Source organism: Pseudomonas gozinkensis (assembly GCF_014863585.1).
GTDB lineage: Bacteria > Pseudomonadota > Gammaproteobacteria > Pseudomonadales > Pseudomonadaceae > Aquipseudomonas > Aquipseudomonas gozinkensis.
This window is the reverse complement of record NZ_CP062253.1, coordinates 89937-114013: the sequence shown is the minus strand read 5'-3', so window position 1 is coordinate 114013 and position 24077 is coordinate 89937. Positions and strand designations below refer to the sequence as shown.

Below are 24077 nucleotides of genomic sequence, written 5' to 3'. Positions count from 1 at the left end.
GGATCGAGCCTGCTCGCGATGGCTGACTCATCAGCGCTGCAAAAACGCCTGATGCAGCTCCGCCAGCGTCTCGAAGTGATACGCCGGCGCTTCCGCGCTCAGCTCTTCATGGCTGCCAAAACCATAACCCACCGCCGCCGCGTCCAGCCCATTGCTGCGAGCACCGATCAGGTCGTGCTTACGGTCACCGATCATCAGCGTATTGGCCGGATCCAGCCCTTCCTCGGCCATCAGGTGGGCAATCAGCTCGACCTTGTTGGTGCGGGTGCCGTCCAGTTCGCTGCCGTAGATCACCTTGAAGTGTTTGGCAAAATCAAAGTGCCGGGCGATTTCCCGGGCGAACACCCACGGCTTCGACGTCGCGATATACAGCTGACGACCCTGGCCGCTCAGGGTTTCCAGCAACGGCGTGACGCCGTCGAACACCCGATTCTCGTACAGACCGGTGACTTTGAAGCGCTCGCGATAGAAGTTCACCGCCTCCCACGCCTTGGCTTCGTCGAAACCATAAAACTGCATGAACGCCTGCAACAGCGGCGGGCCGATGAAGTGTTCCAGCCTGGTCAGGTCCGGCTCGTCGATGCCGAGTTTGCTCAAGGCGAACTGGATGGAACGGGTGATGCCCTCACGCGGGTCGGTGAGAGTGCCATCGAGGTCGAACAGTACGGTCTGGTAATGCATGAAAAATCCCGGGCAATAGAGAGAAAAGTCAGAGCTGGTCGTAGCCTTCGGCCAGATGCAGGTCCTTGAGCTTCACGTAGTTCGCCGCGCTGTAGGTGAAAAAGGCATTTTCCTTGTCGGTCAGCGGACGAACCTGTTTCACCGGGCTGCCCACGTACAGGAAACCGCTTTCCAGGCGCTTGCCCGGTGGCACCAGGCTGCCGGCACCGATGATCACGTCGTCCTCGACCACCGCGCCGTCCATGACGATGCTTCCCATGCCGATCAACACGCGGCTGCCGACGGTGCAGCCATGCAGCATGACCTTGTGGGCGATGGTCACGTCGTCACCGATCAGCAGCGGGAAGCCGTCCGGGTTGAACGGGCCGGCGTGGGTAATGTGCAACACGCAGCCGTCCTGCACGCTGGTGCGTGCGCCGATACGGATGCGGTGCATGTCGCCGCGGATCACGGTCAGCGGCCACACGGAGCTGTCTTCGCCGATTTCGACGTCGCCGATCACCACCGCCGAGCCGTCGACAAAAGCGCCTTGGCTCAAGCGTGGGGTGTGATTCTGGTACTTGCGAAGGGACACGATTAGTTCTCTCTCTGTCGCCGATAGCTGCGGTGGGTGTCGATTGTAATTAAGATGGGCGCATGTTTCTTCCAGCCAAGGTGCCAACCGTGAGCGTGAACAACCCTCTTCTGCAGTCCTACGACCTGCCGCCGTTCTCCGCGATCCGTGCCGAACACGTGCAGCCGGCCATCGAAACCATCCTGGCCGACAACCGCGCCGCCATCGCCGAAATCCTCAAGACCCAAGGCCAGAACCCGACGTGGGCCGGGCTGGTGCTGGCGATGGACGAACTCAATGATCGCCTGGGCGCTGCCTGGAGTCCGGTCAGCCACCTCAATGCCGTGTGCAACAGCGCCGAACTGCGTGAAGCCTACGAGTCGTGCCTGCCGGCATTGAGCGCCTACTCCACCGAAATGGGCCAGAACCGCGAACTGTTCCAGGCCTATGAAGCCCTGGCCAACAGCCCCGAGGCCGGCGGTTTCGACGTGGCGCAGAAAACCATTCTGGAACACGCCCTGCGCGACTTCCGCCTGTCGGGCATCGACCTGCCGGAAGCCGAACAGAAGCGCTACGCCGAAGTGCAGAGCAAGCTGTCCGAGCTGGGCAGCCGCTTCTCCAATCAGTTGCTCGACGCCACTCAGGCCTGGACCAAGCACCTGACCGACGAAGCCGCCCTCGCCGGTCTGACCGATTCGGCCAAGGCGCAAATGGCTGCTGCCGCACAGGCCAAAGGCCTCGACGGCTGGCTGATTACCCTGGAATTCCCGAGCTATTACGCGGTGATGACTTACGCCCAGGACCGTGCGCTGCGTGAAGAAGTCTACGCCGCCTACTGCACCCGTGCGTCGGATCAAGGCCCGAATGCCGGCCAGAACGACAACGGCCCGGTGATGGGCGAAATCCTCGACCTGCGTCAGGAGCTGGCCAAACTGCTTGGTTTCTCCAGCTTCTCAGAGCTGAGCCTGGCGACCAAAATGGCCGAGTCCAGCGATCAGGTGCTGAGCTTCCTGCGCGACCTGGCCAAGCGCAGCAAACCGTTCGCCGCTCAGGACCTGCAACAGCTCAAGGCTTACGCCGCCGAGCAGGGTTGCGCCGATCTGCAAAGCTGGGACAGCGGTTTCTACGGTGAAAAACTCCGTGAACAACGCTACAGCGTCGCCCAGGAAACCCTGCGCGCCTACTTCCCGATCGACAAGGTGCTGGGCGGCCTGTTCGCCATCGTTCAGCGTCTGTACGGCATCGAAATCGCCGAACTGAAAGGCTTCGACACCTGGCATCCGGACGTGCGCCTGTTCGAAATCAAAGAAAATGGTCAGCACGTCGGCCGCTTCTTCTTCGACCTCTACGCGCGCGCCAACAAACGTGGCGGTGCCTGGATGGACGGCGCCCGGGACCGTCGCCGCACCGTCGACGGCGTGCTGCAAAGCCCGGTGGCCAACCTTGTGTGCAACTTCACCCCGGCCGACAGCGGCAAGCCTGCGTTGCTGACCCACGATGAAGTCACCACCCTGTTCCACGAATTCGGCCACGGCCTGCATCACCTGCTGACCCGCGTCGAGCATGCCGGCGTATCGGGCATCAATGGCGTGGCGTGGGACGCGGTCGAGTTGCCGAGCCAGTTCATGGAAAACTGGTGCTGGGAGCCGGAAGGCCTCGCACTGATTTCCGGCCACTACGAAACCGGCGAGCCGCTGCCGCAGGATCTGCTGGAAAAAATGCTCGCGGCGAAGAACTTCCAGTCCGGCCTGATGATGGTGCGTCAGCTGGAATTCTCGCTGTTCGACTTCGAACTGCACGCCACCCACGGTGACGGTCGCAGCGTCGCGCAAGTGCTTGAAGGCGTGCGCAACGAAGTCTCGGTGATGCGTCCGCCGGCCTACAACCGCTTCCCGAACAGCTTCGCGCACATCTTCGCCGGCGGTTACGCAGCGGGTTACTACAGCTACAAGTGGGCAGAAGTGCTCTCGGCAGATGCCTTCTCGAAGTTCGAAGAAGACGGCGTGCTCAATGCCGACACCGGTCGCGCCTTCCGCGAAGCGATCCTGGCCCGCGGTGGTTCGCAGGAGCCGATGGTGCTGTTCGTCGACTTCCGTGGCCGTGAGCCGTCGATTGACGCACTCTTGCGCCACAGCGGCCTGAGTGAGGACGCGGCAGCATGAGTGAGGCACCTGTGAAGACCAAAAAACGCTTTATCGCCGGGGCGGTCTGCCCGGCGTGCAGCGAGCCGGACAAACTGATGATGTGGAGCGAGGACGATGTCCCGCACCGCGAATGCGTGGCGTGCGGCTACAGCGATACGCTCAATGCCCAAGGGCTGTCGGTGCCGAAAGAGCTGGGCACGCGGGTCAATACCAGCGCGCTCAAGCCGGCACCGGACAAGAAGGTTCAGGCGGTGCAGTTCTTCCCGAATCCGAAGCTGAAGAAAAAGCCCGACGAGCAACACTGATCCTCCACCACCTTCCCCGATTCGTCGGTGGAAGGTGGTATTGGCTTAACACCCGTCCCCTGCACTTGCTTCGTAGGCTGGCCCTTTGCGCCACGCCTCGAAGGAAGCTGCCATGCCCGACACCAATCCCCTCCTGCAACACTGGACACTGCCACCGTGGCCGGCGATTCGCGCCGAACATCTGCTGCCAGCCGTCAACCGCATCATTGCCGACAACCGACGCATCATCGCCCAGGTGATCGCCAGTCAGACCGAGCATCCCGGCTGGGACGATCTGGTGCTGAGCATCGATGAAACCGATGCCCGCCTCGGTGAAATCCGCTCGATTCTCGAAACGTTGTCGATGGTCCGGTCCGACGATGCCACCTGGCTCGTGGAAAGCGCCAAGGCGCATCTGGCGATCAACCAGTATCGCTCCGAAAAAGCCCGCAATCGCCCGTTGTACGAGACCTATCAGCGTTTGGCGCAGAGTTCGATCGCCGGCAGTTTCGACGAATCGCGCAACATCGCACTGGCGCGGATACTGCGCAGATTCAAGTACTCGGGCATCGAGCTTCCCACTGACCAGCAACAGGAACTGGCGCGGTTGAACCGCGAAATCGGCGGGCTGGAGTTCAAGTTTCTGGACAACCTCGAGCGCTGGGCCGCGACCTGGAGCAAACGCATCGACGATGCCGCACTGCTTGCAGGCCTGTCGCCAGCGATGAAGGATCGCCTGGCACTCGCCGCACACCAGGCCGGCCATGACGGCTGGCTGATCCGCCTGGACCAGAACACCTGCCAGCACATCCTCAAGTACGCCGAAAACCGTGCCTTACGGGAGGAGTGCAAGGTTGCTTACATGACCCGTGCCTCCGATCAGGGGCCGCTGGCCGGCCGCTTCGATAACGGCCCGGTGCTGACGGCGCTGCTTGCGTTGCGTCAGCAGAAAGCCCGTTTGCTCGGTCATGAAAACGCCGCGCAACTGAGTCTGGCAAAAAACAGCGCCGGTACGACGGCGTGGGTCAGTGGTTTTCTCCAGCGCCAGGCGGCGCAACTGGCACCTGCCCTCGCACAGGATGCAAAACAACTGGCGGCCTTTGCGCTCCAATGCGGGATCGACCGGGTCCAGCCGTGGCATGAAGATTTCCTCACCGAACAATGGCGCCAGCAGCACTTTCCCGGTGCACTGGAAAACCTGCGTGATTACTTCCCGCTCGAGGGCACCCTGCGCAGGCTCTGTCTGTTCTGCGAACGGATGTTCGGGATCCGCATCGCCGAGCAGTCCGGTGGCGGGCATTGGCACGACGATGTACGCCTGCTGGAAGTCAGCGAGCATGAGCAGGTCATCGGCTACATCTACCTAGACCTGTTTCACCGCGATGGCGCTGCGGATTTTCCCGGAACCTCCACGCTGCGCAACCGCCGGATCAACGCAGAAGGCCGCCCGGCGTTGCCGATTGCCCTGCTTTACAGCAATTTCACACCGCCCACCGACACCCATCCGTGCCGGCTCGAACTCGATGATCTGCGGGTGCTGTTTCATGAATTTGGCCATTGCCTCCAGCACGTGCTGACACGTTCGCCCCATCACACCCTCTCCGGGATCCTGCAACTGGGCCATCAAGCGGCGGAGTTTTCCGGTCAACTGTTCGAGCAATGGTGTCTGTCGCGGGAGTTTGTACTGTGGCTCGGCGCACACTTTCAGACCGGCGAACGCTTGAGCGCCACACGGGTCGACGCGGCACTGTCAGCCAGTCAGGCCCATTCCAGCCGGCAACAGGCCTTGCTGCTGATGGGAGCGATGATCGATTTCGAACTGCACCTGACCCACGGCGATGGACGCTCGGTCGAAGAGGTTTGCACCGTTGTGCAGCGCAGTCTGGGTCATCTGCAACTGCCGGACGATCACCGCTTCGCCAATGGTTTCGATTACATGGTGACCCAGTACGACGCTTCGGTTTACGCCTACGTCTGGTCGGGCGTGCTGGCCCAGGAAGCGTTCAAGCGTTTCAGCCGCGACTGGGTGTTCAACGCACAAACCGGCCGTGAATTTCGCGCCACGTTTTTTACGCCCGGGGCGGGGCGTCCGTTGCTGGACGCGGTGGAAGCGTTCATCGGCCGGCCGGTTACCGGCCTCATTGACGGGGAGGCATCAAGGGTTACTTCAGATTGACCGTCTGAAACCAGCTCTTCATCGAGCACGTGGCAAACGCGCTGGTGCTGCAATCGCCATTGGCGAGCGCGGTGCGCAACTTGTCGACGTCGGCCTGCATCACGTAACGCACGCTGTCCCGAAAATGACCACTCTCCCCAAACCCGCCCTGAGTCATTTCGTTCAGGGCGTCTTCCTTGCTCCAGCCCTGCACGACGATCCGGTACATCGCCGCCATCAGGCCGGTGCGATCAGAGCCGTGCTTGCAATGCATCAACACCGGGCCGTCGGTTTCGGCGGCCTGGATCGCACGCAGGGTCTTGAGCACATCACTGTCGTCCACGTGATTGGTGCGATAAGGCAATTGCACCTGATGGATACCGGGGGTTTTCAGCCAGCTGGAATCCGCTTCCGGCAGGAAGTTGATGACCGTCACCACTTTCAGGTTGTTCAGCAAAGGTACCGCACCGTCATCGGGGAGTGCGCTGCGGTACAGCGTAGGTGACATCTGGAACAGGTTGTATTGCACCTCTACCGGTTGCGCCCACTCGACGGGACGGGAAGCCGGGGCTTCCGCGGCCTGAGCTTGAGTCCAGCCGAACAGGGCAAGCAGCGACAAACAGAAAACGGAGAAAAAACGCGTCAGGAACATGCTTTACGGCGACCGTGTGGGTTTTGTCAGTGAAGGCCGCAGCTTGCGAGCCACGCAGTCAAATCCCCGTGAGGCGCTTGTAAAAGAATCGTGAATACGCCGGTTCCCTTGGTCGAAAAGCAGTCTTTTTTTGGCTGAATCGGTTCATCTGGTTGCTTAGCCTGCTACCATTTGTCACATCATGTTGCAGACGCGCCCCCCTTCTCCCGGTCATTCCGGCCACGTCGCAGCCAGAAAATTCTTGAGCCGTTCACAGAAACGGCTGACAACCATCAATGCCTGATGAGGTGCATCCCATGTCTGATGAAGATCGAGACAACCCGCGGCGTGAGTTTTTGCGCAAATCCCTGACCCTGATTCCGGTCGTCACCCTGGCCGGCAGCGGACTCGGCAGCACGGTCCTGCAAGCAGCACCTGAAAGCGCGCCTGCCACAACTCCGGCGAAACCGGCAGCAGTTGACGCAAGCACTTATCAGCCGAACTACTTCACTGCCGAAGAGTGGGCGTTCATCAATGCCGCCGTCGCGCAGTTGATCCCCAACGATGCGCAGGGTCCAGGTGCAATCGAGGCGGGCGTGCCGGAATACATCGACCGTCAGATGAACACGCCGTACGCCGCCGGGGCCCTTTGGTACATGCAGGGCCCGTTCAATGCCGACGCCGCGCCGGAGATGGGCTGGCAGAGCAAACTGGTGCCCAAAGAGATCTATCGCCTCGGCATTGCCGCCACGGATCAGTGGGCAAAATCCATCAACGGTAAAACATTTGCCGAGCAAGACAGCGCTACCCGAGACGATCTGCTCAAGCAGCTTGAAGCCGGAAAACCGCAATTCGACGCTGTTCCGGCGAAAATTTTCTTCAGTCTGCTGCTGCAAAACACCAAGGAAGGGTTCTTCTGCGACCCGATCCACGGCGGCAACAAAGGCATGGTCGGCTGGACCATGATCGGCTTCCCCGGCGCCCGCGCCGATTTCATGGATTGGGTGGAACGCAACGAGCAGTACCCCTTCCCGGCAGTTTCGATTCGCGGCGAGAGGGCGTGAGCATGGCAACGGTAATGAAGAAGGTCGACGCAGTGATCGTCGGTTTCGGCTGGACAGGCGCGATCATGGCCAAGGAGCTGACCGAAGCCGGACTGAACGTGCTGGCGCTGGAACGCGGGCCGATGCAGGACACCTACCCGGACGGCAACTATCCCCAGGTGATCGACGAACTCACCTACAGCGTGCGCAAAAAACTCTTTCAGGACATCTCCAAAGAGACCGTCACTATCCGCCACAGCGTCAACGATATCGCCCTGCCGAACCGCCAGTTGGGCGCGTTCCTGCCGGGCAATGGCGTGGGCGGCGCCGGGCTGCACTGGTCGGGCGTGCACTTTCGGGTCGACCCGATCGAACTGCGCATGCGCAGCCACTATGAAGAGCGCTACGGCAAAAGCTTCATCCCCAAGGACATGACCATCCAGGACTTCGGCGTCAGCTATGAAGAGCTGGAACCGTTCTTCGATTTCGCCGAAAAAGTCTTCGGCACCTCCGGCCAGGCCTGGACCGTGAAAGGCCAACTGGTCGGTCAGGGCAAGGGCGGCAACCCGTACGCGCCGGATCGTTCGAACCCATTTCCGCTGGAAGCGCAGAAGAACACGGTTTCCGCACAGCTGTTCGGCAAAGCGGCTACCGAGGTCGGGTACAAACCCTACAACCTGCCTTCGGCGAATACGTCCGGGCCGTACACCAACCCTTACGGCGCGCAGATGGGTCCGTGCAACTTCTGCGGTTTCTGCAGCGGCTACGTTTGCTACATGTATTCCAAGGCGTCGCCGAACGTGAACATTCTGCCGGCGCTGAAACCGCTGCCGAATTTCGAACTGCGTCCTAACGCTCATGTGCTGCGGGTCAACCTCGACAGCACCAAAACCAAAGCCACCGGCGTCACCTACATCGACGGTCAGGGTCGCGAGATCGAGCAACCGGCGGATCTGGTGATCCTCGGCGCGTTCCAGTTGCACAACGTGCGCCTGATGCTGCTCTCCGGCATCGGCAAACCGTACGACCCGGTCAGCGGTGAAGGTGTGGTCGGGCGCAACTTCGCCTACCAGAACATGGCCACCATCAAGGCGTTCTTCGACAAGGACACTCACACCAACAACTTCATCGGCGCCGGCGGCAACGGTGTGGCGGTGGATGACTTCAACGCCGACAACTTCGATCACGGGCCGCACGGCTTCGTCGGTGGCTCGCCGATGTGGGTCAACCAGGCCGGCAGCCGACCGATCGCCGGCACCTCCAACCCGCCAGGCACTCCGGCCTGGGGCAGTGCGTGGAAACGCGCGACCGCCGATTACTACACCCATCAGGTGTCGATGGACGCCCACGGTGCGCATCAGTCCTACCGTGGCAACTACCTCGATCTGGACCCGGTGTACCGCGATGCCTACGGCATGCCGCTCCTGCGGATGACCTTCGACTGGCAGGAAAACGACATCAAGATGAACCGCTTCATGGTCGAGAAAATGGGCAAGATCGCCGAGGCAATGGGCCCGAAAGCCATTGCGGTGATCGGCAAGAAAGTCGGCGACCACTTCAACACCGCGTCGTACCAGACCACCCACCTCAACGGCGGCGCGATCATGGGCACCGATCCGAAGACCAGCGCGCTGAACCGTTACCTGCAGAGCTGGGACGTGCATAACGTATTCGTCCCGGGCGCCTCGGCGTTCCCCCAAGGCCTGGGCTACAACCCGACCGGTCTGGTTGCCGCGCTGACCTACTGGTCGGCGAAAGCGATCCGCGAGCAATACCTGAAAAACCCCGGCCCGCTGGTTCAGGCTTAAGGAGCGATGACCATGAAGACTCTCGTTATCGCGACCCTGGCGCTGCTCGGCAGCACTGCCGCCCACGGCGCCGAAGTGGATCAATCCTTGATCAAACAAGGCGAATACCTCGCCCGCGCCGGTGACTGCGTGGCCTGCCACACGGCCAGGGACGGCAAGCCGTTCGCCGGTGGCCTGCCGATGGAAACCCCGATCGGCACGATCTACTCGACCAACATCACCCCGGATAAAACCGGTGTCGGTGACTACAGTTTCGAGGACTTCGACCAGGCCGTGCGCCATGGCGTGGCCAAAAACGGCAGCACCTTGTACCCGGCGATGCCATACCCGTCCTACGCCCGTGTCAGCGAAACCGACATGCAGGCGCTCTACGCCTACTTCATGCACGGCGTGGAACCGGTGGCGCAAGAGAACAAGACCAGCGACATCCCGTGGCCATTGAGCATGCGCTGGCCGCTGATGGGCTGGCGCTGGCTGTTCGCGCCGAAGGTCGAGGATTACAAAGCCGCGTCGGACGATGCCGTGGTCAGCCGTGGGGCGTATCTGGTGGAAGGCCTCGGACATTGCGGCGCCTGCCATACGCCACGGGCCCTGACCATGCAGGAAAAATCCCTGAGCGCGGCCGAAGGCAGCAGTTTTCTGTCAGGCAGTGCGCCGCTGGAAGGCTGGATCGCCAAGAGCCTGCGTGGCGACCACAAGGACGGTCTCGGCAGCTGGAGCGAAGAGCAACTGGTGCAGTTCCTCAAGACCGGTCGCAGCGACCGCAGCGCGGTGTTTGGCGGCATGAGCGACGTGGTCACCCACAGCATGCAGTACATGACCGACGCCGACCTGACCGCGATTGCCCGTTACCTGAAATCGCTGCCGGCCAATGATCCTGCCGATCAGCCGCACCAGTACGACGAGAAAGCCGCCAAGGCCCTGTGGAACGGGGATGACAGTCAGCGCGGCGCGTCGGTGTACATCGACAACTGCGCGGCGTGTCACCGCACGGACGGCCACGGCTACACCCGGGTGTTCCCGGCATTGGCGGGCAATCCGGTGCTGCAATCGGACGACCCGACCTCGCTGATCCACATCGTGCTCAAGGGCGGCACCCTGCCTGCGACGCACACGGCGCCATCCACCTTCACCATGCCGGGTTTCGCCTGGCGTCTGTCGGATCAGGAAGTGGCGGATGTGGTGAGCTTCATCCGTGGCAGTTGGGGCAACAAGGGCGCGCCGGTCAAGGCCGCTGATGTGGCCGAATTGCGCAAGGACGATATGAAGCAGACGTCGAACGATGACCTCGGTCAGGTGACACAACACAACTGACTGTTCGCCCAACGGCACTGGTCAGATCGACAGCGCCTCGATACTGTATATGCACACAGTATCGAGGCGCTGCCATGTCTACACCTCTTCCCCCGCGCGGTCGCGGCACCGCCACCAATCCGCACAACCGCTTCGCGCCGAATCGTTCGGTGGCCGAGGACGACGGCTGGTATCAGGAAGTGCCTTTGACCCAGGGCACCGAAGTCAGCTTCGAGACCGCGAAGACCATCATCACCCGCAACACCTCGCCGGACCTGCCCTTCGACCGTTCGATCAATCCCTATCGCGGCTGTGAGCATGGCTGCATTTATTGCTACGCACGGCCCAGCCACGCCTATTGGGACATGTCGCCGGGGCTGGATTTCGAAACCAGGCTGATCGCCAAAACCAACGCCGCCCAGGTGCTGGAAGAACAGCTGGGGGAAAAAAGGCTATCAATGTGGGCCGATCAACCTCGGCTCCAACACTGACCCCTATCAGCCAATCGAACGCGAACACCGGATCACCCGTCAGACCCTGGAAGTGCTGCTGCGCTATCGGCATCCGGTGACCATCGTTACCAAGGGTTCGCTGATCCTGCGCGACCTCGATCTGCTTACCGAACTGGCGCAACAGCGACTGGTAGCGGTGATGATCAGCCTGACCACCCTGGACGACGAACTCAAACGCATTCTCGAGCCCCGCGCCGCCGCGCCCAAGGCCCGGTTGCGGGCGATCCGGGTGATGCGCGAGGCGGGAATTCCGGTGGGGGTGCTGTGTTCACCGATGATTCCGATGATCAACGACAGCGAGATCGAAAGCCTGCTGACAGAGGCTCACGCGGCCGGCGCCCAGAGCGCGGCTTACATGATGCTGCGTCTGCCGCTGGAGGTGGCGCCGCTGTTCGAAGAATGGCTTGAGGCGCATTACCCGCAACGAGCGGCCCATGTGCTGAGCCTGATCCGCCAGAGCCGTGGCGGCGAGCTGTACGACAGTCGTTTTGGCGCTCGCATGCGCGGTGAAGGGCCGTTCGCCGACCTGCTCGCCCAGCGCTTCGCCAAAGCGATCAAGCGCCTGGGCCTCAATCACCGCGAAGGCTTCAACCTCGACTGCACGGCCTTCTGTCCGCCGGGTCGCCAGATGGCGCTGATTTAGGGACAATTGGCCTATGGTTGAGAGGAAGGAACGCTTGGCCCGGTTTACGCCGGTCACGTTTTTTGTGACCTGGAACACACGTTCTAGAGCGCTTGATTCAGTTTGAGTTAAGTTTCGGCGGTTACCTTGTTCATCGAGTGACTGACGGGTCGGGATGACCCGGATGTTCTAAACAGCCACTGGCTTCACACCGGAATACACGGGAACGACTCCCCGAATCCGCCAATGAGGATCAATCATGAGTGACAAGGATAAACAGCCGTTGGCTGCGTCGGCGCAAGCCGCCCCTGTGGCGGAATCCGCCGATGCAGCGTTGAAGCGTATCGTTGACGGCTTTTTGCATTTTCATCATGAGGTCTTTCCGCAGCAGGAAGAACTCTTCAAGAAACTCGCCACGGCCCAGTCGCCACGGGCGATGTTCATCACCTGCGCCGACTCGCGCATCGTGCCAGAACTGATCACGAACAGTTCGCCGGGCGACCTTTTCGTGACCCGTAACGTCGGCAACGTCGTGCCACCCTACGGCCAGATGAACGGCGGCGTTTCCACCGCCATCGAATACGCAGTACTGGCCCTTGGCGTGCAACACATCATCATTTGCGGCCACTCCGATTGCGGCGCCATGCGTGCGGTACTGAACCCGGACAGCCTGGAAAAGATGCCGACGGTCAAAGCCTGGCTGCGCCACGCCGAAGTCGCGAAAACCATGGTGCATGACAACTGCAACTGCACCGACGAAAAAGAAAGCATGCCGATCCTCACCGAGGAGAACGTCATCGCCCAACTGCAGCACTTGCGTACCCATCCTTCGGTAGCCTCGCGCATGGCGAACGGTCATCTGTTCATCCATGGCTGGGTCTACAACATCGAAACCAGCGAAATCAAAGCTTACGACGCGGATCAGGGTTGCTTCCTGCCGCTCGACGGCAGCCATCCGATTCCGGTGGCGACGCCCAAAGCGCGCTTCTAAATCCTCCTAAAAATCTGTGTGGTTTGACGCCGGCCGCTGTTTCAGCGGCCAGGCGGAGCCACGCCTGAAGAAAACTTCGGGAGTATCGCCATGCGTGCGGCTCAATTGAAAGCTGTGTTGCCACGGGAGCTGCTCGCTTCAGTGGTTGTGTTTCTGGTCGCCCTGCCGCTGTGCATGGGTATTGCCATTGCTTCAGGGCTGCCACCGGCCAAAGGCCTGATCACCGGGATCATCGGGGGTCTGGTGGTGGGCTGGCTGGCGGGTTCGCCGTTGCAGGTCAGCGGGCCGGCGGCGGGTCTGGCGGTGCTGGTGTTCGAGCTGGTGCGCCAGCACGGCATCGAAATGCTCGGGCCGATCCTGCTGCTCGCCGGGTTCCTGCAACTGGTGGCCGGACGGCTGAAGCTCGGTTGCTGGTTCCGGGTCACGGCGCCAGCAGTGGTGTACGGCATGCTCGCGGGGATTGGCGTGCTGATCGTGCTCTCCCAAGTGCATGTGATGCTCGATGCTTCGCCCAAACCCTCCGGCCTCGACAACCTCACGGCATTCCCCGGCGCGGTGGCGCAGGCCCTGCCGTCCTTCGGCTGGCAGGCCGGGTTGCTCGGGTTGTCGACCATCGCCGTGATGTGGCTGTGGGAGAAATTCCGCCCGCATTCGCTGCGTTTCATTCCCGGTGCGCTGCTCGGTGTCGGGCTGGCGACAGGCGCCAGTCTGCTGCTGGCGTTACAGGTCAAACGGGTCGAAGTGCCTGCGAATCTGGCCGAAGCCATCGACTGGCTGAAACCGACGGATCTGCTCAGCCTGGCTGACCCGACGCTGCTGATCGCCGCGTTCGCCGTGGCCTTCATCGCCAGCGCCGAAACCCTGCTGTCCGCCGCCGCGGTGGATCGCATGCACAGCGGCCCGCGTTCGGATTTCGACCGTGAACTGTCGGCGCAAGGTGTCGGCAACATGCTCTGCGGTCTGGTCGGTGCGCTGCCGATGACCGGGGTGATCGTGCGTAGCTCGGCCAACGTCCAGGCTGGCGCCACCACGCGCTACTCGACGATCTTCCATGGCCTGTGGCTGCTGGCGTTCGTGCTGTTGCTGTCGAGCGTGCTGCAGAGCATTCCGGTGGCGAGTCTGGCGGGCGTGCTGGTCTACACCGGTTTCAAACTGGTGGATCTCAAGGCGTTCCGTGGTCTGGGCCGGTATGGCCGGATGCCGATGTTCACCTACGCCGCCACGGCGCTGGCGATCATCTTCACTGACCTGTTGACCGGCGTGCTGATCGGTTTCGGTCTGACCCTGGTGAAACTGGCGTTCAAGGCCTCGCGCCTGAAAATCAGCCTGATCGATCTGCCGCAGGACGGGGAAATGGAGTTGCGCCTGGTCGGCGCGGCGACGTTCCTCAAAGTGCCGGCACTGACTCAGGTGCTGGGGAGCATTCCGCCGGGAACGACGGTGCATGTGCCGCTCAACAATCTGAGCTACATCGACCATTCGTGTCTGGAACTGCTCGAAGAGTGGGGCCGGGCGAATGCAGCCAAAGGGGCGAAACTGTTGATCGAGTCGCGCGGGTTGAAGCGCAGACTTGAGGGACGGATCCGCACGAATGTCGGGATAGGTGCGGCGGGGTGAATAACCCACGCTCTAAATAAACCCTGTGGGAGCTGGCTTGCCGGCGATGGCGATGTGTCAGTCACCGACAATGCAGACTGATCCACCGCAATCGCTGGCAAGCCAGCTCCCACAGGTATTGATGTTTCCGCGTTACGCGGCAGGCTGATCCAGTTCCAGACCCACGCCCAGACGGCGGCTCATGCACGGCCAGCGTTTCCACGCCGCACCGGTGTCCGGGCTGCTGAGTTTCTCGCGGTAGGCTTCCACCGACTCCAGCGCAAAGCTGTCGTCGTCGAGCATGCTGTCCACCGCGTGATGCACTACTTCGTCGAGTTGATTGGCAAATTCCTCACCGAGCAACTGGTGAGCAATCAGATTGGCGACCGTCATGTCCAAGGGGATCAGTGGCTGGCCGAAATGCTTGATGTACAGGTCGTTGACCTCTTCGACAAAGCGGTGCGCCAGATAGGCCTCGTCCAGCAGACTGTCCAGACCCACGGGCGGCTGGAGGAAGTACTGCTCGGCGATTTTCAGCACCGGTTTGATCTGCGACTCGATTCCCGCTTCCCTGGCGACTTCATTGGCTGCATCCAGCAGGTCTGGCACTTCGTCGATGTAGGCGGCGACAAAACGCGTCAGCACGCCGTTGGCGTCGGTTTCCGGCAACTGGATGGCCGGGTGCAGGTGTTGCAGTTGGGCTTCCAGCTGACGGGTCAGCTTTCCGGTTTCAATCTCGTGTTGTCGGGCTATGTGGATCTGCTCGCGCAATGCGGCGGTGTTCATGAAAACTCCAGGAAACAAGGCAATGAAATAGGGAAGACATAACTTAGCTGGCTTACGAAAAATGCTAAGACGCATTTGTCATAATTATTTCATCCTTGATGCACCGGCGTTATATCGGTTTGCCACCACTCGTCTGCATCCTTCTCCATTCGTGCCCTGGAACGCAAGTGCCAGCTGTTTCATTCGATTTACGTCCGCACATTGCATTTTTCAGCCGCTGTCTATACTCGCCATTGAATGGAGTTAGCTGATGACGCCCGACTGCACCCGCAGCAAGGCCCGGCGATTCAAGTTCGTAGTCTGATGCAGCCGATCCCTTGCCGCAGGCGAAAGCCGGCGGGATAACAAGAACGATAAGGGGAACCCGCAATGATGCGACATCCACACGTCTGGATGGGCCTCCTGTTGTGGTCGATTTTCAGCCAGGCCAACGCGGCCTGGACTGTGAATATGGCGCCTGGAGCGACTGAAATCAGTCACGCAGTATTCGACCTGCACATGACCATTTTCTGGATCTGTGTGGTGATCGGGATCATCGTCTTCGGCGCCATGTTCTGGTCGATGATGGTGCACCGCCGTTCTACCGGGCAGGTCGCCGCAAAATTCCACGAAAGCACCACCGTCGAAATTCTCTGGACCGTCGTCCCGCTGCTGATCCTGGTGGCGATGGCCGTTCCGGCGACCGCGACCCTGATCAAGATGTACGACACCAGTGAGCCGGATATCGATATCCAGATCACCGGCTATCAGTGGAAGTGGCACTACAAATACCTGGGCCAGGACGTCGAGTTCTTCAGCAACCTGGCCACCCCCGCCGAACAGATCCACAACAAGGAGGCCAAGGGCGAGCATTACCTGCTCGAGGTCGACAAGCCGCTGGTGCTGCCGACCGGGGCCAAGGTGCGCTTCCTCGTGACCTCCGCCGACGTGATCCACTCCTGGTGGGTGCCGGCCTTCGCGGTCAAGCGCGATGCGATTCCGGGATTCGTCAACGAAGCCTGGACCCGCATCGACAAGCCCGGCATTTACCGAGGCCAGTGCGCCGAGCTGTGCGGCAAGGATCACGGCTTCATGCCGATCGTGGTCGACGTCAAGGAGAAGGCCGATTACGACAAATGGCTCGCCGAGCGCAAGGCCGAAGCGATGCAGCTCAAAGAGCTGACCAGCAAGGAATGGACCCTCGACGAGCTCAAGGAACGTGGCGACAAGATCTACCACACCACCTGCGTCGCCTGTCACCAGGCCGAAGGCCAGGGCCTGCCGCCGATGTTCCCGGCCCTCAAGGGCTCGAAAATCGCCACCGGTCCGAAAGAGGCGCACCTGAGCCTGGTGTTCCACGGCAAACCGGGCACCGCCATGGCGGCGTTCGGCAAGCAGCTGTCGGAAGTCGATATCGCAGCGGTCGTGACCTACGAACGTAACGCCTGGGGCAACAACAAGGGCGACATGGTCACGCCAAAAGAAGTGCTGGAGCTGAAACAGGCGGAAAGCAAATGAGCCGGTCTATTGCGTACTTCGTGAACCGGTCGGGGCCCTGCGCCCCGACCTGCCCAGTCCACTCACTTGAAGGAGACCGGCCATGAGCGCTGTCATCGATGACCACGGTCATGCCGACCACGCCCACGGCCCCGCCAAAGGCCTGATGCGCTGGGTGCTGACCACCAACCACAAGGACATCGGCACGCTGTACCTGTGGTTTGCGTTCTGCATGTTCCTGCTCGGCGGCTCGTTCGCCATGGTGATCCGCGCCGAGCTGTTCCAGCCCGGCCTGCAGATCGTGGAGCCGGCGTTCTTCAACCAGATGACCACCATGCACGGTCTGGTGATGGTGTTCGGTGCGGTGATGCCGGCGTTCGTCGGCCTCGCCAACTGGATGATCCCGTTGATGGTCGGCGCGCCGGACATGGCCCTGCCGCGGATGAACAACTTCAGCTTCTGGCTTCTGCCGGCGGCGTTCCTGCTGCTGGTCTCGACCCTGTTCACCCCCGGTGGCGGGCCGAACTTCGGCTGGACGTTCTACGCGCCGCTATCCACCACCTATGCACCGGAAAGCGTGACGTTCTTCATCTTCGCCATTCACCTGATGGGGATCAGTTCGATCATGGGCGCGATCAACGTGATCGCCACCATCCTCAACCTGCGGGCCCCCGGCATGACCCTGATGAAAATGCCGCTGTTCGTCTGGACCTGGCTGATCACCGCGTTCCTGCTGATCGCGGTGATGCCGGTACTGGCCGGGTGCGTGACGATGATGCTGATGGACATCCACTTCGGCACCAGCTTCTTCAGCGCCGCCGGCGGCGGTGACCCGGTGCTGTTCCAGCATGTTTTCTGGTTCTTCGGCCACCCCGAGGTGTACATCATGATCCTGCCGGCCTTCGGCGCCGTCAGCCAGATCATCCCGACCTTCTCGCGCAAGCCGCTGTTCGGCTACACCTCGATGGTCTACGCCACGGCGAGCATCGCGTTCCTGTCGTTCATCGTCTGGGCGCACCACATGTTCGTGGTGGGCATTCCGCTGGTGGGCGAGTTGTTCTTCATGTACGCGACAATGCTGATTGCGGTGCCGACCGGGGTGAAGGTGTTCAACTGGGCCAGCACCATGTGGCAGGGCTCGATGACCTTCGAGACACCGATGCTGTTTGCCGTGGCGTTCGTGATCCTGTTCTCCATCGGCGGCTTCTCCGGGCTGATGCTGGCCATCGCCCCGGCGGACTTCCAGTACCAGGACACCTACTTCGTGGTCGCGCATTTCCACTACGTGCTGGTGCCGGGGGCGATCTTCGGGATCTTCGCGTCGGCCTATTACTGGCTGCCGAAATGGACCGGCCACATGTACGACGAAACCCTGGGCAAGCTGCACTTCTGGCTGTCCTTCGTCGGCATGAACCTGACGTTCTTCCCGATGCACTTCGTGGGTCTCGCGGGCATGCCCCGGCGGATTCCGGACTACAACCTGCAGTTCGCCGACTTCAACATGGTCTCGTCGATCGGCGCGTTCATGTTCGGCGCCACGCAGATCTTCTTCCTGTTCATCGTGATCAAGACCATCCGTGGCGGCGCGCCGGCTCCGGCCAAACCGTGGGATGGCGCCGAAGGTCTGGAATGGAGCGTGCCGTCACCGGCGCCGTATCACACCTTCACCACGCCGCCGGAAGTGAAATGAACATTTTCTGCCTTGTGGAAACGCCTGTGGGAGCGGGCTTGCCCGCGATGGCGGCCTGCCTGAAACACCGCGTCGGCTGCATCGCTGGCAAGCCAGCTCCCACAGGGTTCTCGGCCGAGGGCAAAGATCATGGCTGACTCGATTTCGCTGAAGAAACTGGTGACCCGACTGCTCGGTGTGGTGGTGGCGATGTTCGTCTTCGGCTTTGCCCTGGTGCCGATCTACGACGTGATGTGCAAGGCCTTCGGCATCAACGGCAAGACTGCCGGGCAATACGAAGGCGAGCAGACCGTCGATGCCTCGCGGCAGGTGCGGGTGCAGTTCCTGTCGACCAACACCGCCGACATGCCGTGGGATTTTTACCCCAAGCATGACGAACTGACGGCCAACCCCGGCGCGGTGAACGAGATGATCTTCATCGCGCGCAACCCCACCGACAAACCGATGAGCGCTCAAGCCGTACCGAGCATCGCGCCGAGCAATGCGGCGGCGTATTTCCACAAGACCGAATGCTTTTGCTTTACCCAGCAGGTGCTGCAGCCCGGTCAGCAGATCGAAATGCCGGTGCGTTTCATCGTTGACCGCGACATGCCCAAGGACGTGAAGCACCTGACGCTGTCCTACACGCTGTTCGATATCACCGCCCGACATCCTCCGGTGGCTGCAAACACTGGCGGTTAAGCGTGCCCGATAAGGAGAACAATAAATGGCAACTCATGAGCACTATTACGTCCCGGCCCAGAGCAAGTGGCCGATCGTCGCCACGGTGGGGATGTTCGTCACCGTGTACGGTCTGGCGACCTGGTTCAACGATCTGAAGGCTGCGCGCCCGGAATCCCACGGCCCGCTGATCTTTTTCGTCGGCGGCCTGTTGCTGGCGTACATGCTGTTCGGCTGGTTCGGCGCGGTGATCAAGGAAAGCCGCGCGGGGTTGTACAGCCCGCAACTGGACCGCTCGTTCCGCTGGGGCATGAGCTGGTTCATTTTCTCCGAGGTGATGTTCTTCATCGCCTTCTTCGGCGCGCTGTTCTATGTGCGGCACATCTCCGGCCCGGCACTGGGCGGCGAAGGCACCAAAGGCATCGCCCACATGCTCTGGCCGAACTTCCAGTTCACCTGGCCGCTGCTGCACACGCCGGATCCAAAACTGTTCCCGCCGCCCAAGGAAGTCATCAGCCCCTGGGGCCTGCCGCTGATCAACACCATCCTGCTGGTGAGCTCCAGCGTGACCATCACCATCGCCCACCACGCCCTGAAGAAAGGCCATCGTGGTGCGCTGAAACTGTGGCTGGCGATCACCGTGCTGCTGGGCTGCGCGTTCCTCGGCTTCCAGGCCGAAGAATACATCCACGCCTACCACGAACTGGGGCTGACCCTCGGCTCGGGCATCTACGGCGCGACGTTCTTCATGCTCACCGGTTTCCACGGCGCCCACGTCACCATCGGCACGATCATTCTGTTCGTGATGCTGATGCGCATCATGAAGGGCCACTTCGACAACGAACATCAGTTCGGTTTTGAAGCGGCGAGCTGGTATTGGCACTTCGTCGATGTGGTGTGGATCGGTTTGTTCATCTTCGTTTATGTGCTCTGAGGAACAGAGCTACCAAGGCGCGTGCGACACCAGTTGGCCGCTGTAGAAACCCCAGGCAATCAAGCCGACGGTGCAAGCGGCCAATGCCACCCGAACACTCAAGGCGATCACCAGGCGATTCGAGCTGCTGTCGTCCTTGACCAGGAAAAACAGGCCGCTGAACAGGCTGATCACCGTGGCAATCAGCATCAGGACGATGGCTGCTTTGAGCATGGGAAGAACTCCGGGGGAACAAGCGATGCAGTTGAGTATAGCGATCGCGCACACTGATTTTCTGGCGCGGCCATGAAGCGCTTCCGGCCGGGTGTGGTGCCGACACTGGTGGTCGGCCTGATGCTTCCGTTGCTGATCTCGCTGGGCTTCTGGCAACTGGGCCGGGGCGCGGAGAAAACCGCCCTGCTCGCCAGCTACGCCGAGCGCCGCGCCGCCGAACCAATGGCCAGCACCGAGTTGCTGCACAGCGCCGATCCGGCGTTTCGCCGGGTGCATCTGCACGGCCAGTTCGATGCCGCCCACAGCCTGCTGCTGGACAACCGTCAGCGCAACGGCAAGGTCGGCGTCGAATTGCTGCAACCGTTTCAGGATCAACGCAGCGGCCAGTGGCTGCTGGTCAATCGCGGCTGGCTGCCGTGGCCGGACCGGCGCACGGCACCGCAATTCAACACACCGGCCGACGCCGTGAGCGTGGATGCCTGGGTGTACATCGCCCCCGGCGCGACCTTCCAGTTGCATGCCGATCCGGTCAGCAGCACCTGGCCGCAAACCGTCACCGCCATCGACCCCGCGAAGCTGTGGAAAACCCTCCAACGCGACGGCTTCGCCTACGAATTACGTGCTGAACCCGGTCCCGCCAGCTATCAGGCCGACTGGCCGGTAGTTGCCATGGGCCCGGAAAAACACCTCGGTTACGCCGTGCAGTGGTTCGCCATGGCCACCGCCCTGTTCGGTCTCTACCTCTATCTCGGCTGGCACAACGCAAAGGAGAAACACCATGGGAGCGGCCATGAATCCACCCAGCATGTCTGAAGCAAAAGCCCCGGCCAGTCGCCGTCGCGGACGCATCCAGCTGCTGTTGATCGTGCTCGGCGTGGTCGGTCCGATGATCCTCGCCACCGGCATGTACAAGTTGCAGTTCTGGGTGCCGGAAGGTCGCAGCTATCACGGCGAACTGATCGGCAACGGCCAGACCCGCGCCGACCTCGGCATTCAGGCTGACGAAACGCGCTGGCAGATGCTGGTGACCGCGCCGAAGGATTGCGCGGTGGACTGCCAGCAACTGGTGTACCTGGCGCGGCAGATCCAGATCGGTCTGGGCCGCGAAGCCGGGCGCGCCAGCCACGCCCTGGCCGCTGCGCAACCACTGGCCGCCGACTACGAAGCCAAGCTGACCCGCGAATATCCGCAACTGCAACGCTACCCGCTGGACGCAGCCACCTTCAGCAAGGCCACCGGCGACAAGGCCACGCCGCAACTCTGGATCATCGATCCCCACGGCAACCTCGTGCTGCGCTACGACCCGAGCGTCAAGGGCAAGGATCTGCTCAACGACCTGCGCCACCTGCTGAAACTGTCGAACATCGGATAAGGGCATCGTCATGGCCAAACCTGGATTTCGCCTCGCGCTGTTTGCCACCCTGCTGGCGCTGATCGTGGTGCTGCTCGGCGCCTACACCCGCCTGACCCACGCCGGCCTCGGCTGTCCCGACTGGCCGGGCTGCTACGGGTTCATCAGCGTGCCGAAAAGCGAAGCCCAACTGGCCCATGCCGAACTGCATTACCCCGACTCGCCGGTGGAAGCGCATAAAGGCTGGAACGAGATGATCCACCGCTACTTCGCCGGCACCCTCGGGATGCTGATCTCGATACTGGCCGGGCGGGCGTGGGTCAATCGTCGTCATCCCGGGCAACCGCTGAAACTGCCACTGTTTCTGCTGGCGGTGGTGTTTGCCCAGGCGGCGTTCGGCATGTGGACGGTGACGCTCAAGCTCTGGCCGCAAGTGGTGACCGGGCATTTGCTCGGTGGCTTCGCGACCTTGAGTCTGCTGTTTCTGCTGACGTTGCGACTGTCCGGCGTGTTGCCGGCACTGACCGTGCCCAAGCGTCTGCAATATTGGGCCACTGCCGGCCTGTTGCTGGTGATCGGCCAGATTGCTCTCGGCGGCTGGGTCAGTTCCAACTATGCGGCCGTGGCCTGCATCGACTTCCCGACCTGCCACGGTCAATGGCTACCGCCGGCGGACTTCGCCAACGGCTTTCACCTGACCCAACACATCGGCCCGAATTACCTCGGCGGGCAACTCGACAGCGATGCACGCACAGCGATTCACCTGACTCATCGCATCGGCGCACTGCTGGTCACGCTCGTCCTGCTCGGCTTGGCCTGGCAACTGAAAGTGGTGGGCATGACCCGACTGGCCGGACTGGTGCTGATCGCCCTCGCCGCGCAGATCACCCTCGGCATCAGCAACGTGCTGTTCCATCTGCCGCTGCCGGTGGCCGTGGCGCATAACGCTGGCGGCGCAGCGCTGCTGCTGACGATGGTGCTGGTCAACTATCACGCGCGCACCAGCCTGGTCCGGGTCAAGCAACCGATGATCGCGCGCTGGCGCCTGAGCCCGCGCAAACACTCGGCGGCGCCCATCACTATTAAAGGAGAGACGCCATGGCGATTCTGATCGGCGAACGTCCGGCGCAGGCGCTGTGGCGTGATTACCTGGAGCTGACCAAACCGAAAGTCGTGGTGCTGATGCTGATCACCTCGCTGGTGGGCATGTTCCTCGCGACCCGCGCCGGGGTGCCGTGGACGGTGCTGGTGTTCGGCAATCTGGGGATCGCCTTGTGTGCCGGTGGCGCGGCGGCGGTCAATCATGTGGTGGACCGGCGCATCGATGCGGTCATGGCCCGCACCCATAAACGGCCGCTGGCCGAGGGCCGTGTTTCGCCCACAGGAGCACTGACCTTTGCGCTGGTGCTGGCGCTGCTTGGCCAGGCCTTGTTGCTGACTTTCACCAATCCGTTGACCGCCTGGCTGACCCTGGCCTCGCTGCTCGGCTACGCGGTGATCTACACCGGTTTCCTCAAACGCGCGACGCCGCAGAACATCGTCATCGGCGGCCTTGCCGGCGCTGCCCCGCCGTTGCTCGGCTGGACCGCCGCCACCGGCCACGTCAGCGCTGAACCGTTGCTGCTGGTGCTGATCATCTTCGCCTGGACCCCGCCGCATTTCTGGGCGCTGGCCATTCACCGCAAGGAGGAATACGCCAAGGCCGACATTCCGATGCTGCCGGTCACCCACGGCGAGCACTACACCAAGGTGCACATTTTGCTGTACACCTTCGCCCTGCTGGCGGTCAGCCTGCTGCCGTATGTGATCCACATGAGCGGTCTGCTGTACCTGATCTGCGCGCTCGGGCTGGGCGCAAGGTTTCTGCAATGGGCCGTGGTGCTGTACCGTGGCACTCGGCCGCACGCGGCGATCAACACCTTCAAGTACTCTATCTGGTACTTGTTTCTGCTGTTCATCGCCCTGCTCGTAGACCACTACTTACTGTTGAACCTATGACTCGAACCCAGAAAACCGTCTTCATCCTCGTCGCCGTGATCGCGCTGATCCTCGGCCTGACCGTCAACAAAGTGCTGAGCGGCAAGGGCCAGGGCGACCCGACCGCACTGATCGACGCCGGCATCATCCTGCTGCCGCAGAGCCGCAACCTGCCGGACGTGACGATGACCAATCAGGACGGCCAACCGGTCACGGTCAACGAGCTCAAGGGCAAGTGGAGCCTGCTGTTCTTCGGCTACACCTTCTGCCCGGACATCTGCCCGACCACCCTCGCCCAGCTGCGCCAGATCAAGAGCGAACTGCCGAAGGATGCTGTGGATAAATTGCAGATCGTGCTGGTCAGCGTCGACCCGAACCGCGACAACCCTGCACAGTTGAAGCAGTACCTGGGTTACTTCGATCCACAGTTCATCGGCCTGACGCCGAAGTCGATCGACGAGCTGCAGAAGGTGGCGAACGCGGTGAGCATTCCGTTCATTCCGGCGGACACCAGCAAGCCGAATTACACGGTGGATCACAGCGGTAACCTGGCGGTGATCGGGCCGGACGGGACACAGCGCGGGTTTATCCGGGCGCCGCTGAACAACGCCAAGCTGGTGGCTCAGTTGCCGGTGATGTTGAACCGCAAATAAGATCACCACAGTTCAATGTGGGAG

General features: G+C 61.7%; 22 protein-coding genes and 1 pseudogene. 18 read left to right on the top strand and 5 right to left on the bottom strand.

Annotated elements, in window-relative coordinates:
* Positions 1–30 precede the first annotated feature (30 nt).
* Both IHQ43_RS00535 and IHQ43_RS00530 read right to left on the bottom strand, forming a co-directional pair.
* Positions 31–681, bottom strand: a complete 651-nt coding sequence (locus IHQ43_RS00535; protein ID WP_192563006.1) for an HAD family hydrolase — start codon at positions 679–681, stop codon at positions 31–33.
* 28 nt (positions 682–709) lie between these two features.
* Positions 710–1255, bottom strand: coding sequence for a gamma carbonic anhydrase family protein (locus IHQ43_RS00530; RefSeq protein ID WP_064379538.1), 546 nt, complete (start codon positions 1253–1255; stop codon positions 710–712).
* 89 nt (positions 1256–1344) lie between these two features.
* Between IHQ43_RS00530 and prlC the strand changes: the two genes are divergently transcribed.
* From prlC to IHQ43_RS00515, 3 genes are all read left to right on the top strand, one after another.
* Entirely contained in the window at positions 1345–3396 is a 2052-nt protein-coding gene (prlC, locus tag IHQ43_RS00525; protein ID WP_244142236.1) for an oligopeptidase A, read from the top strand.
* Positions 3393–3683 carry a YheV family putative zinc ribbon protein gene (locus tag IHQ43_RS00520; protein WP_192563004.1) on the top strand — a complete coding sequence of 97 codons (291 nt, stop codon included), beginning with the start codon at positions 3393–3395 and terminating at the stop codon, positions 3681–3683. Before prlC ends, IHQ43_RS00520 begins: the two co-directional genes overlap by 4 nt.
* A gap of 112 nt (positions 3684–3795) precedes the next feature.
* Positions 3796–5838, top strand: coding sequence for a M3 family metallopeptidase (locus IHQ43_RS00515; RefSeq protein ID WP_192563003.1), 2043 nt, complete (start codon positions 3796–3798; stop codon positions 5836–5838).
* On the opposite strand, the gene IHQ43_RS00510 is transcribed toward IHQ43_RS00515, so the two are convergent.
* A complete protein-coding gene (locus IHQ43_RS00510) occupies positions 5825–6469 on the bottom strand; it encodes a phosphatase domain-containing protein (RefSeq protein WP_192563002.1) in 645 nt (214 codons plus the stop codon). The genes IHQ43_RS00515 and IHQ43_RS00510 overlap by 14 nt on opposite strands.
* A gap of 296 nt (positions 6470–6765) precedes the next feature.
* Between IHQ43_RS00510 and IHQ43_RS00505 the strand changes: the two genes are divergently transcribed.
* The 6 genes and pseudogenes from IHQ43_RS00505 (at position 6766) to IHQ43_RS00480 (ending at position 14334) form a co-directional block, all read left to right on the top strand.
* Positions 6766–7512 carry a gluconate 2-dehydrogenase subunit 3 family protein gene (locus tag IHQ43_RS00505; RefSeq protein WP_192563001.1) on the top strand — a complete coding sequence of 249 codons (747 nt, stop codon included), beginning with the start codon at positions 6766–6768 and terminating at the stop codon, positions 7510–7512.
* A 2-nt stretch (positions 7513–7514) separates the two neighbouring features.
* Entirely contained in the window at positions 7515–9299 is a 1785-nt protein-coding gene (locus IHQ43_RS00500) for a GMC family oxidoreductase (RefSeq protein WP_085696522.1), read from the top strand.
* A gap of 12 nt (positions 9300–9311) precedes the next feature.
* A complete protein-coding gene (locus tag IHQ43_RS00495) occupies positions 9312–10613 on the top strand; it encodes a c-type cytochrome (protein ID WP_192563000.1) in 1302 nt (433 codons plus the stop codon).
* A 74-nt stretch (positions 10614–10687) separates the two neighbouring features.
* A pseudogene (locus IHQ43_RS00490) lies at positions 10688–11747 on the top strand (PA0069 family radical SAM protein).
* A 238-nt stretch (positions 11748–11985) separates the two neighbouring features.
* A complete protein-coding gene (locus IHQ43_RS00485) occupies positions 11986–12717 on the top strand; it encodes a carbonic anhydrase (RefSeq protein ID WP_192562999.1) in 732 nt (243 codons plus the stop codon).
* Positions 12718–12807: 90 nt separating this feature from the next.
* The gene (locus IHQ43_RS00480) at positions 12808–14334 is read left to right on the top strand and encodes a SulP family inorganic anion transporter (protein ID WP_192562998.1); all 1527 of its coding nucleotides are present in this window, start codon (positions 12808–12810) and stop codon (positions 14332–14334) included.
* Between the two features lie 132 nt (positions 14335–14466).
* Here IHQ43_RS00480 and IHQ43_RS00475 read toward each other — a convergent pair whose 3' ends face one another.
* Complete coding sequence (locus IHQ43_RS00475) at positions 14467–15099, bottom strand: hypothetical protein (RefSeq protein ID WP_096822440.1); 633 nt, start codon at positions 15097–15099, stop codon at positions 14467–14469.
* Positions 15100–15468: 369 nt separating this feature from the next.
* Between IHQ43_RS00475 and coxB the strand changes: the two genes are divergently transcribed.
* The 4 genes from coxB to IHQ43_RS00455 all read left to right on the top strand — a co-directional run bounded on the left by coxB (position 15469) and on the right by IHQ43_RS00455 (position 19859).
* Positions 15469–16596 carry a cytochrome c oxidase subunit II gene (coxB, locus tag IHQ43_RS00470; RefSeq protein ID WP_192562997.1) on the top strand — a complete coding sequence of 376 codons (1128 nt, stop codon included), beginning with the start codon at positions 15469–15471 and terminating at the stop codon, positions 16594–16596.
* A gap of 82 nt (positions 16597–16678) precedes the next feature.
* Positions 16679–18265 carry a cytochrome c oxidase subunit I gene (gene ctaD, locus IHQ43_RS00465; protein ID WP_192562996.1) on the top strand — a complete coding sequence of 529 codons (1587 nt, stop codon included), beginning with the start codon at positions 16679–16681 and terminating at the stop codon, positions 18263–18265.
* Between the two features lie 129 nt (positions 18266–18394).
* The gene (locus IHQ43_RS00460) at positions 18395–18946 is read left to right on the top strand and encodes a cytochrome c oxidase assembly protein (RefSeq protein ID WP_074689750.1); all 552 of its coding nucleotides are present in this window, start codon (positions 18395–18397) and stop codon (positions 18944–18946) included.
* 25 nt (positions 18947–18971) lie between these two features.
* Entirely contained in the window at positions 18972–19859 is an 888-nt protein-coding gene (locus IHQ43_RS00455; protein WP_179693127.1) for a cytochrome c oxidase subunit 3, read from the top strand.
* A 9-nt stretch (positions 19860–19868) separates the two neighbouring features.
* Here the strand turns inward: IHQ43_RS00455 and IHQ43_RS00450 are convergent, their stop codons facing one another.
* Complete coding sequence (locus IHQ43_RS00450) at positions 19869–20072, bottom strand: twin transmembrane helix small protein (protein ID WP_065260656.1); 204 nt, start codon at positions 20070–20072, stop codon at positions 19869–19871.
* A 72-nt stretch (positions 20073–20144) separates the two neighbouring features.
* On the opposite strand from IHQ43_RS00450, the gene IHQ43_RS00445 reads away from it, so the two are divergent.
* Genes IHQ43_RS00445 through IHQ43_RS00425 form a run of 5 tightly spaced genes read left to right on the top strand, consistent with a single transcriptional unit; the run spans position 20145 to position 24053 of the window.
* The gene (locus tag IHQ43_RS00445; protein WP_192562995.1) at positions 20145–20885 is read left to right on the top strand and encodes an SURF1 family protein; all 741 of its coding nucleotides are present in this window, start codon (positions 20145–20147) and stop codon (positions 20883–20885) included.
* Positions 20851–21444, top strand: a complete 594-nt coding sequence (locus IHQ43_RS00440; protein WP_085606407.1) for a hypothetical protein — start codon at positions 20851–20853, stop codon at positions 21442–21444. The genes IHQ43_RS00445 and IHQ43_RS00440 overlap by 35 nt, the downstream gene beginning before the upstream one ends.
* 10 nt (positions 21445–21454) lie before the next feature.
* On the top strand, positions 21455–22534 hold the full coding sequence (locus IHQ43_RS00435) for a COX15/CtaA family protein (RefSeq protein WP_192562994.1): 1080 nt from the start codon (positions 21455–21457) through the stop codon (positions 22532–22534).
* Positions 22522–23421, top strand: a complete 900-nt coding sequence (gene cyoE / locus IHQ43_RS00430; protein ID WP_007953992.1) for a heme o synthase — start codon at positions 22522–22524, stop codon at positions 23419–23421. Before IHQ43_RS00435 ends, cyoE begins: the two co-directional genes overlap by 13 nt.
* Positions 23418–24053 carry an SCO family protein gene (locus IHQ43_RS00425; protein WP_007953994.1) on the top strand — a complete coding sequence of 212 codons (636 nt, stop codon included), beginning with the start codon at positions 23418–23420 and terminating at the stop codon, positions 24051–24053. Before cyoE ends, IHQ43_RS00425 begins: the two co-directional genes overlap by 4 nt.
* Positions 24054–24077: the final 24 nt, after the last annotated feature.

What these genes read in the sequence shown, in the direction of transcription:
- IHQ43_RS00535 (WP_192563006.1), bottom strand. Translation starts at nt 681, where the DNA reads ATGCATTACCAGACCGTACTGTTCGACCTCGATGGCACTCTCACCGAC.
- IHQ43_RS00505 (WP_192563001.1), top strand. Translation starts at nt 6,766, where the DNA reads ATGTCTGATGAAGATCGAGACAACCCGCGGCGTGAGTTTTTGCGCAAA.
- IHQ43_RS00500 (WP_085696522.1), top strand. Translation starts at nt 7,515, where the DNA reads ATGGCAACGGTAATGAAGAAGGTCGACGCAGTGATCGTCGGTTTCGGC.
- IHQ43_RS00510 (WP_192563002.1), bottom strand. Translation starts at nt 6,469, where the DNA reads ATGTTCCTGACGCGTTTTTTCTCCGTTTTCTGTTTGTCGCTGCTTGCC.
- IHQ43_RS00515 (WP_192563003.1), top strand. Translation starts at nt 3,796, where the DNA reads ATGCCCGACACCAATCCCCTCCTGCAACACTGGACACTGCCACCGTGG.
- ctaD (WP_192562996.1), top strand. Translation starts at nt 16,679, where the DNA reads ATGAGCGCTGTCATCGATGACCACGGTCATGCCGACCACGCCCACGGC.
- IHQ43_RS00460 (WP_074689750.1), top strand. Translation starts at nt 18,395, where the DNA reads ATGGCTGACTCGATTTCGCTGAAGAAACTGGTGACCCGACTGCTCGGT.
- IHQ43_RS00485 (WP_192562999.1), top strand. Translation starts at nt 11,986, where the DNA reads ATGAGTGACAAGGATAAACAGCCGTTGGCTGCGTCGGCGCAAGCCGCC.
- cyoE (WP_007953992.1), top strand. Translation starts at nt 22,522, where the DNA reads ATGGCGATTCTGATCGGCGAACGTCCGGCGCAGGCGCTGTGGCGTGAT.
- IHQ43_RS00480 (WP_192562998.1), top strand. Translation starts at nt 12,808, where the DNA reads ATGCGTGCGGCTCAATTGAAAGCTGTGTTGCCACGGGAGCTGCTCGCT.
- IHQ43_RS00455 (WP_179693127.1), top strand. Translation starts at nt 18,972, where the DNA reads ATGGCAACTCATGAGCACTATTACGTCCCGGCCCAGAGCAAGTGGCCG.
- coxB (WP_192562997.1), top strand. Translation starts at nt 15,469, where the DNA reads ATGATGCGACATCCACACGTCTGGATGGGCCTCCTGTTGTGGTCGATT.
- IHQ43_RS00475 (WP_096822440.1), bottom strand. Translation starts at nt 15,099, where the DNA reads ATGAACACCGCCGCATTGCGCGAGCAGATCCACATAGCCCGACAACAC.
- IHQ43_RS00440 (WP_085606407.1), top strand. Translation starts at nt 20,851, where the DNA reads ATGGGAGCGGCCATGAATCCACCCAGCATGTCTGAAGCAAAAGCCCCG.
- IHQ43_RS00425 (WP_007953994.1), top strand. Translation starts at nt 23,418, where the DNA reads ATGACTCGAACCCAGAAAACCGTCTTCATCCTCGTCGCCGTGATCGCG.
- IHQ43_RS00520 (WP_192563004.1), top strand. Translation starts at nt 3,393, where the DNA reads ATGAGTGAGGCACCTGTGAAGACCAAAAAACGCTTTATCGCCGGGGCG.
- IHQ43_RS00445 (WP_192562995.1), top strand. Translation starts at nt 20,145, where the DNA reads ATGAAGCGCTTCCGGCCGGGTGTGGTGCCGACACTGGTGGTCGGCCTG.
- IHQ43_RS00450 (WP_065260656.1), bottom strand. Translation starts at nt 20,072, where the DNA reads ATGCTCAAAGCAGCCATCGTCCTGATGCTGATTGCCACGGTGATCAGC.
- IHQ43_RS00495 (WP_192563000.1), top strand. Translation starts at nt 9,312, where the DNA reads ATGAAGACTCTCGTTATCGCGACCCTGGCGCTGCTCGGCAGCACTGCC.
- IHQ43_RS00435 (WP_192562994.1), top strand. Translation starts at nt 21,455, where the DNA reads ATGGCCAAACCTGGATTTCGCCTCGCGCTGTTTGCCACCCTGCTGGCG.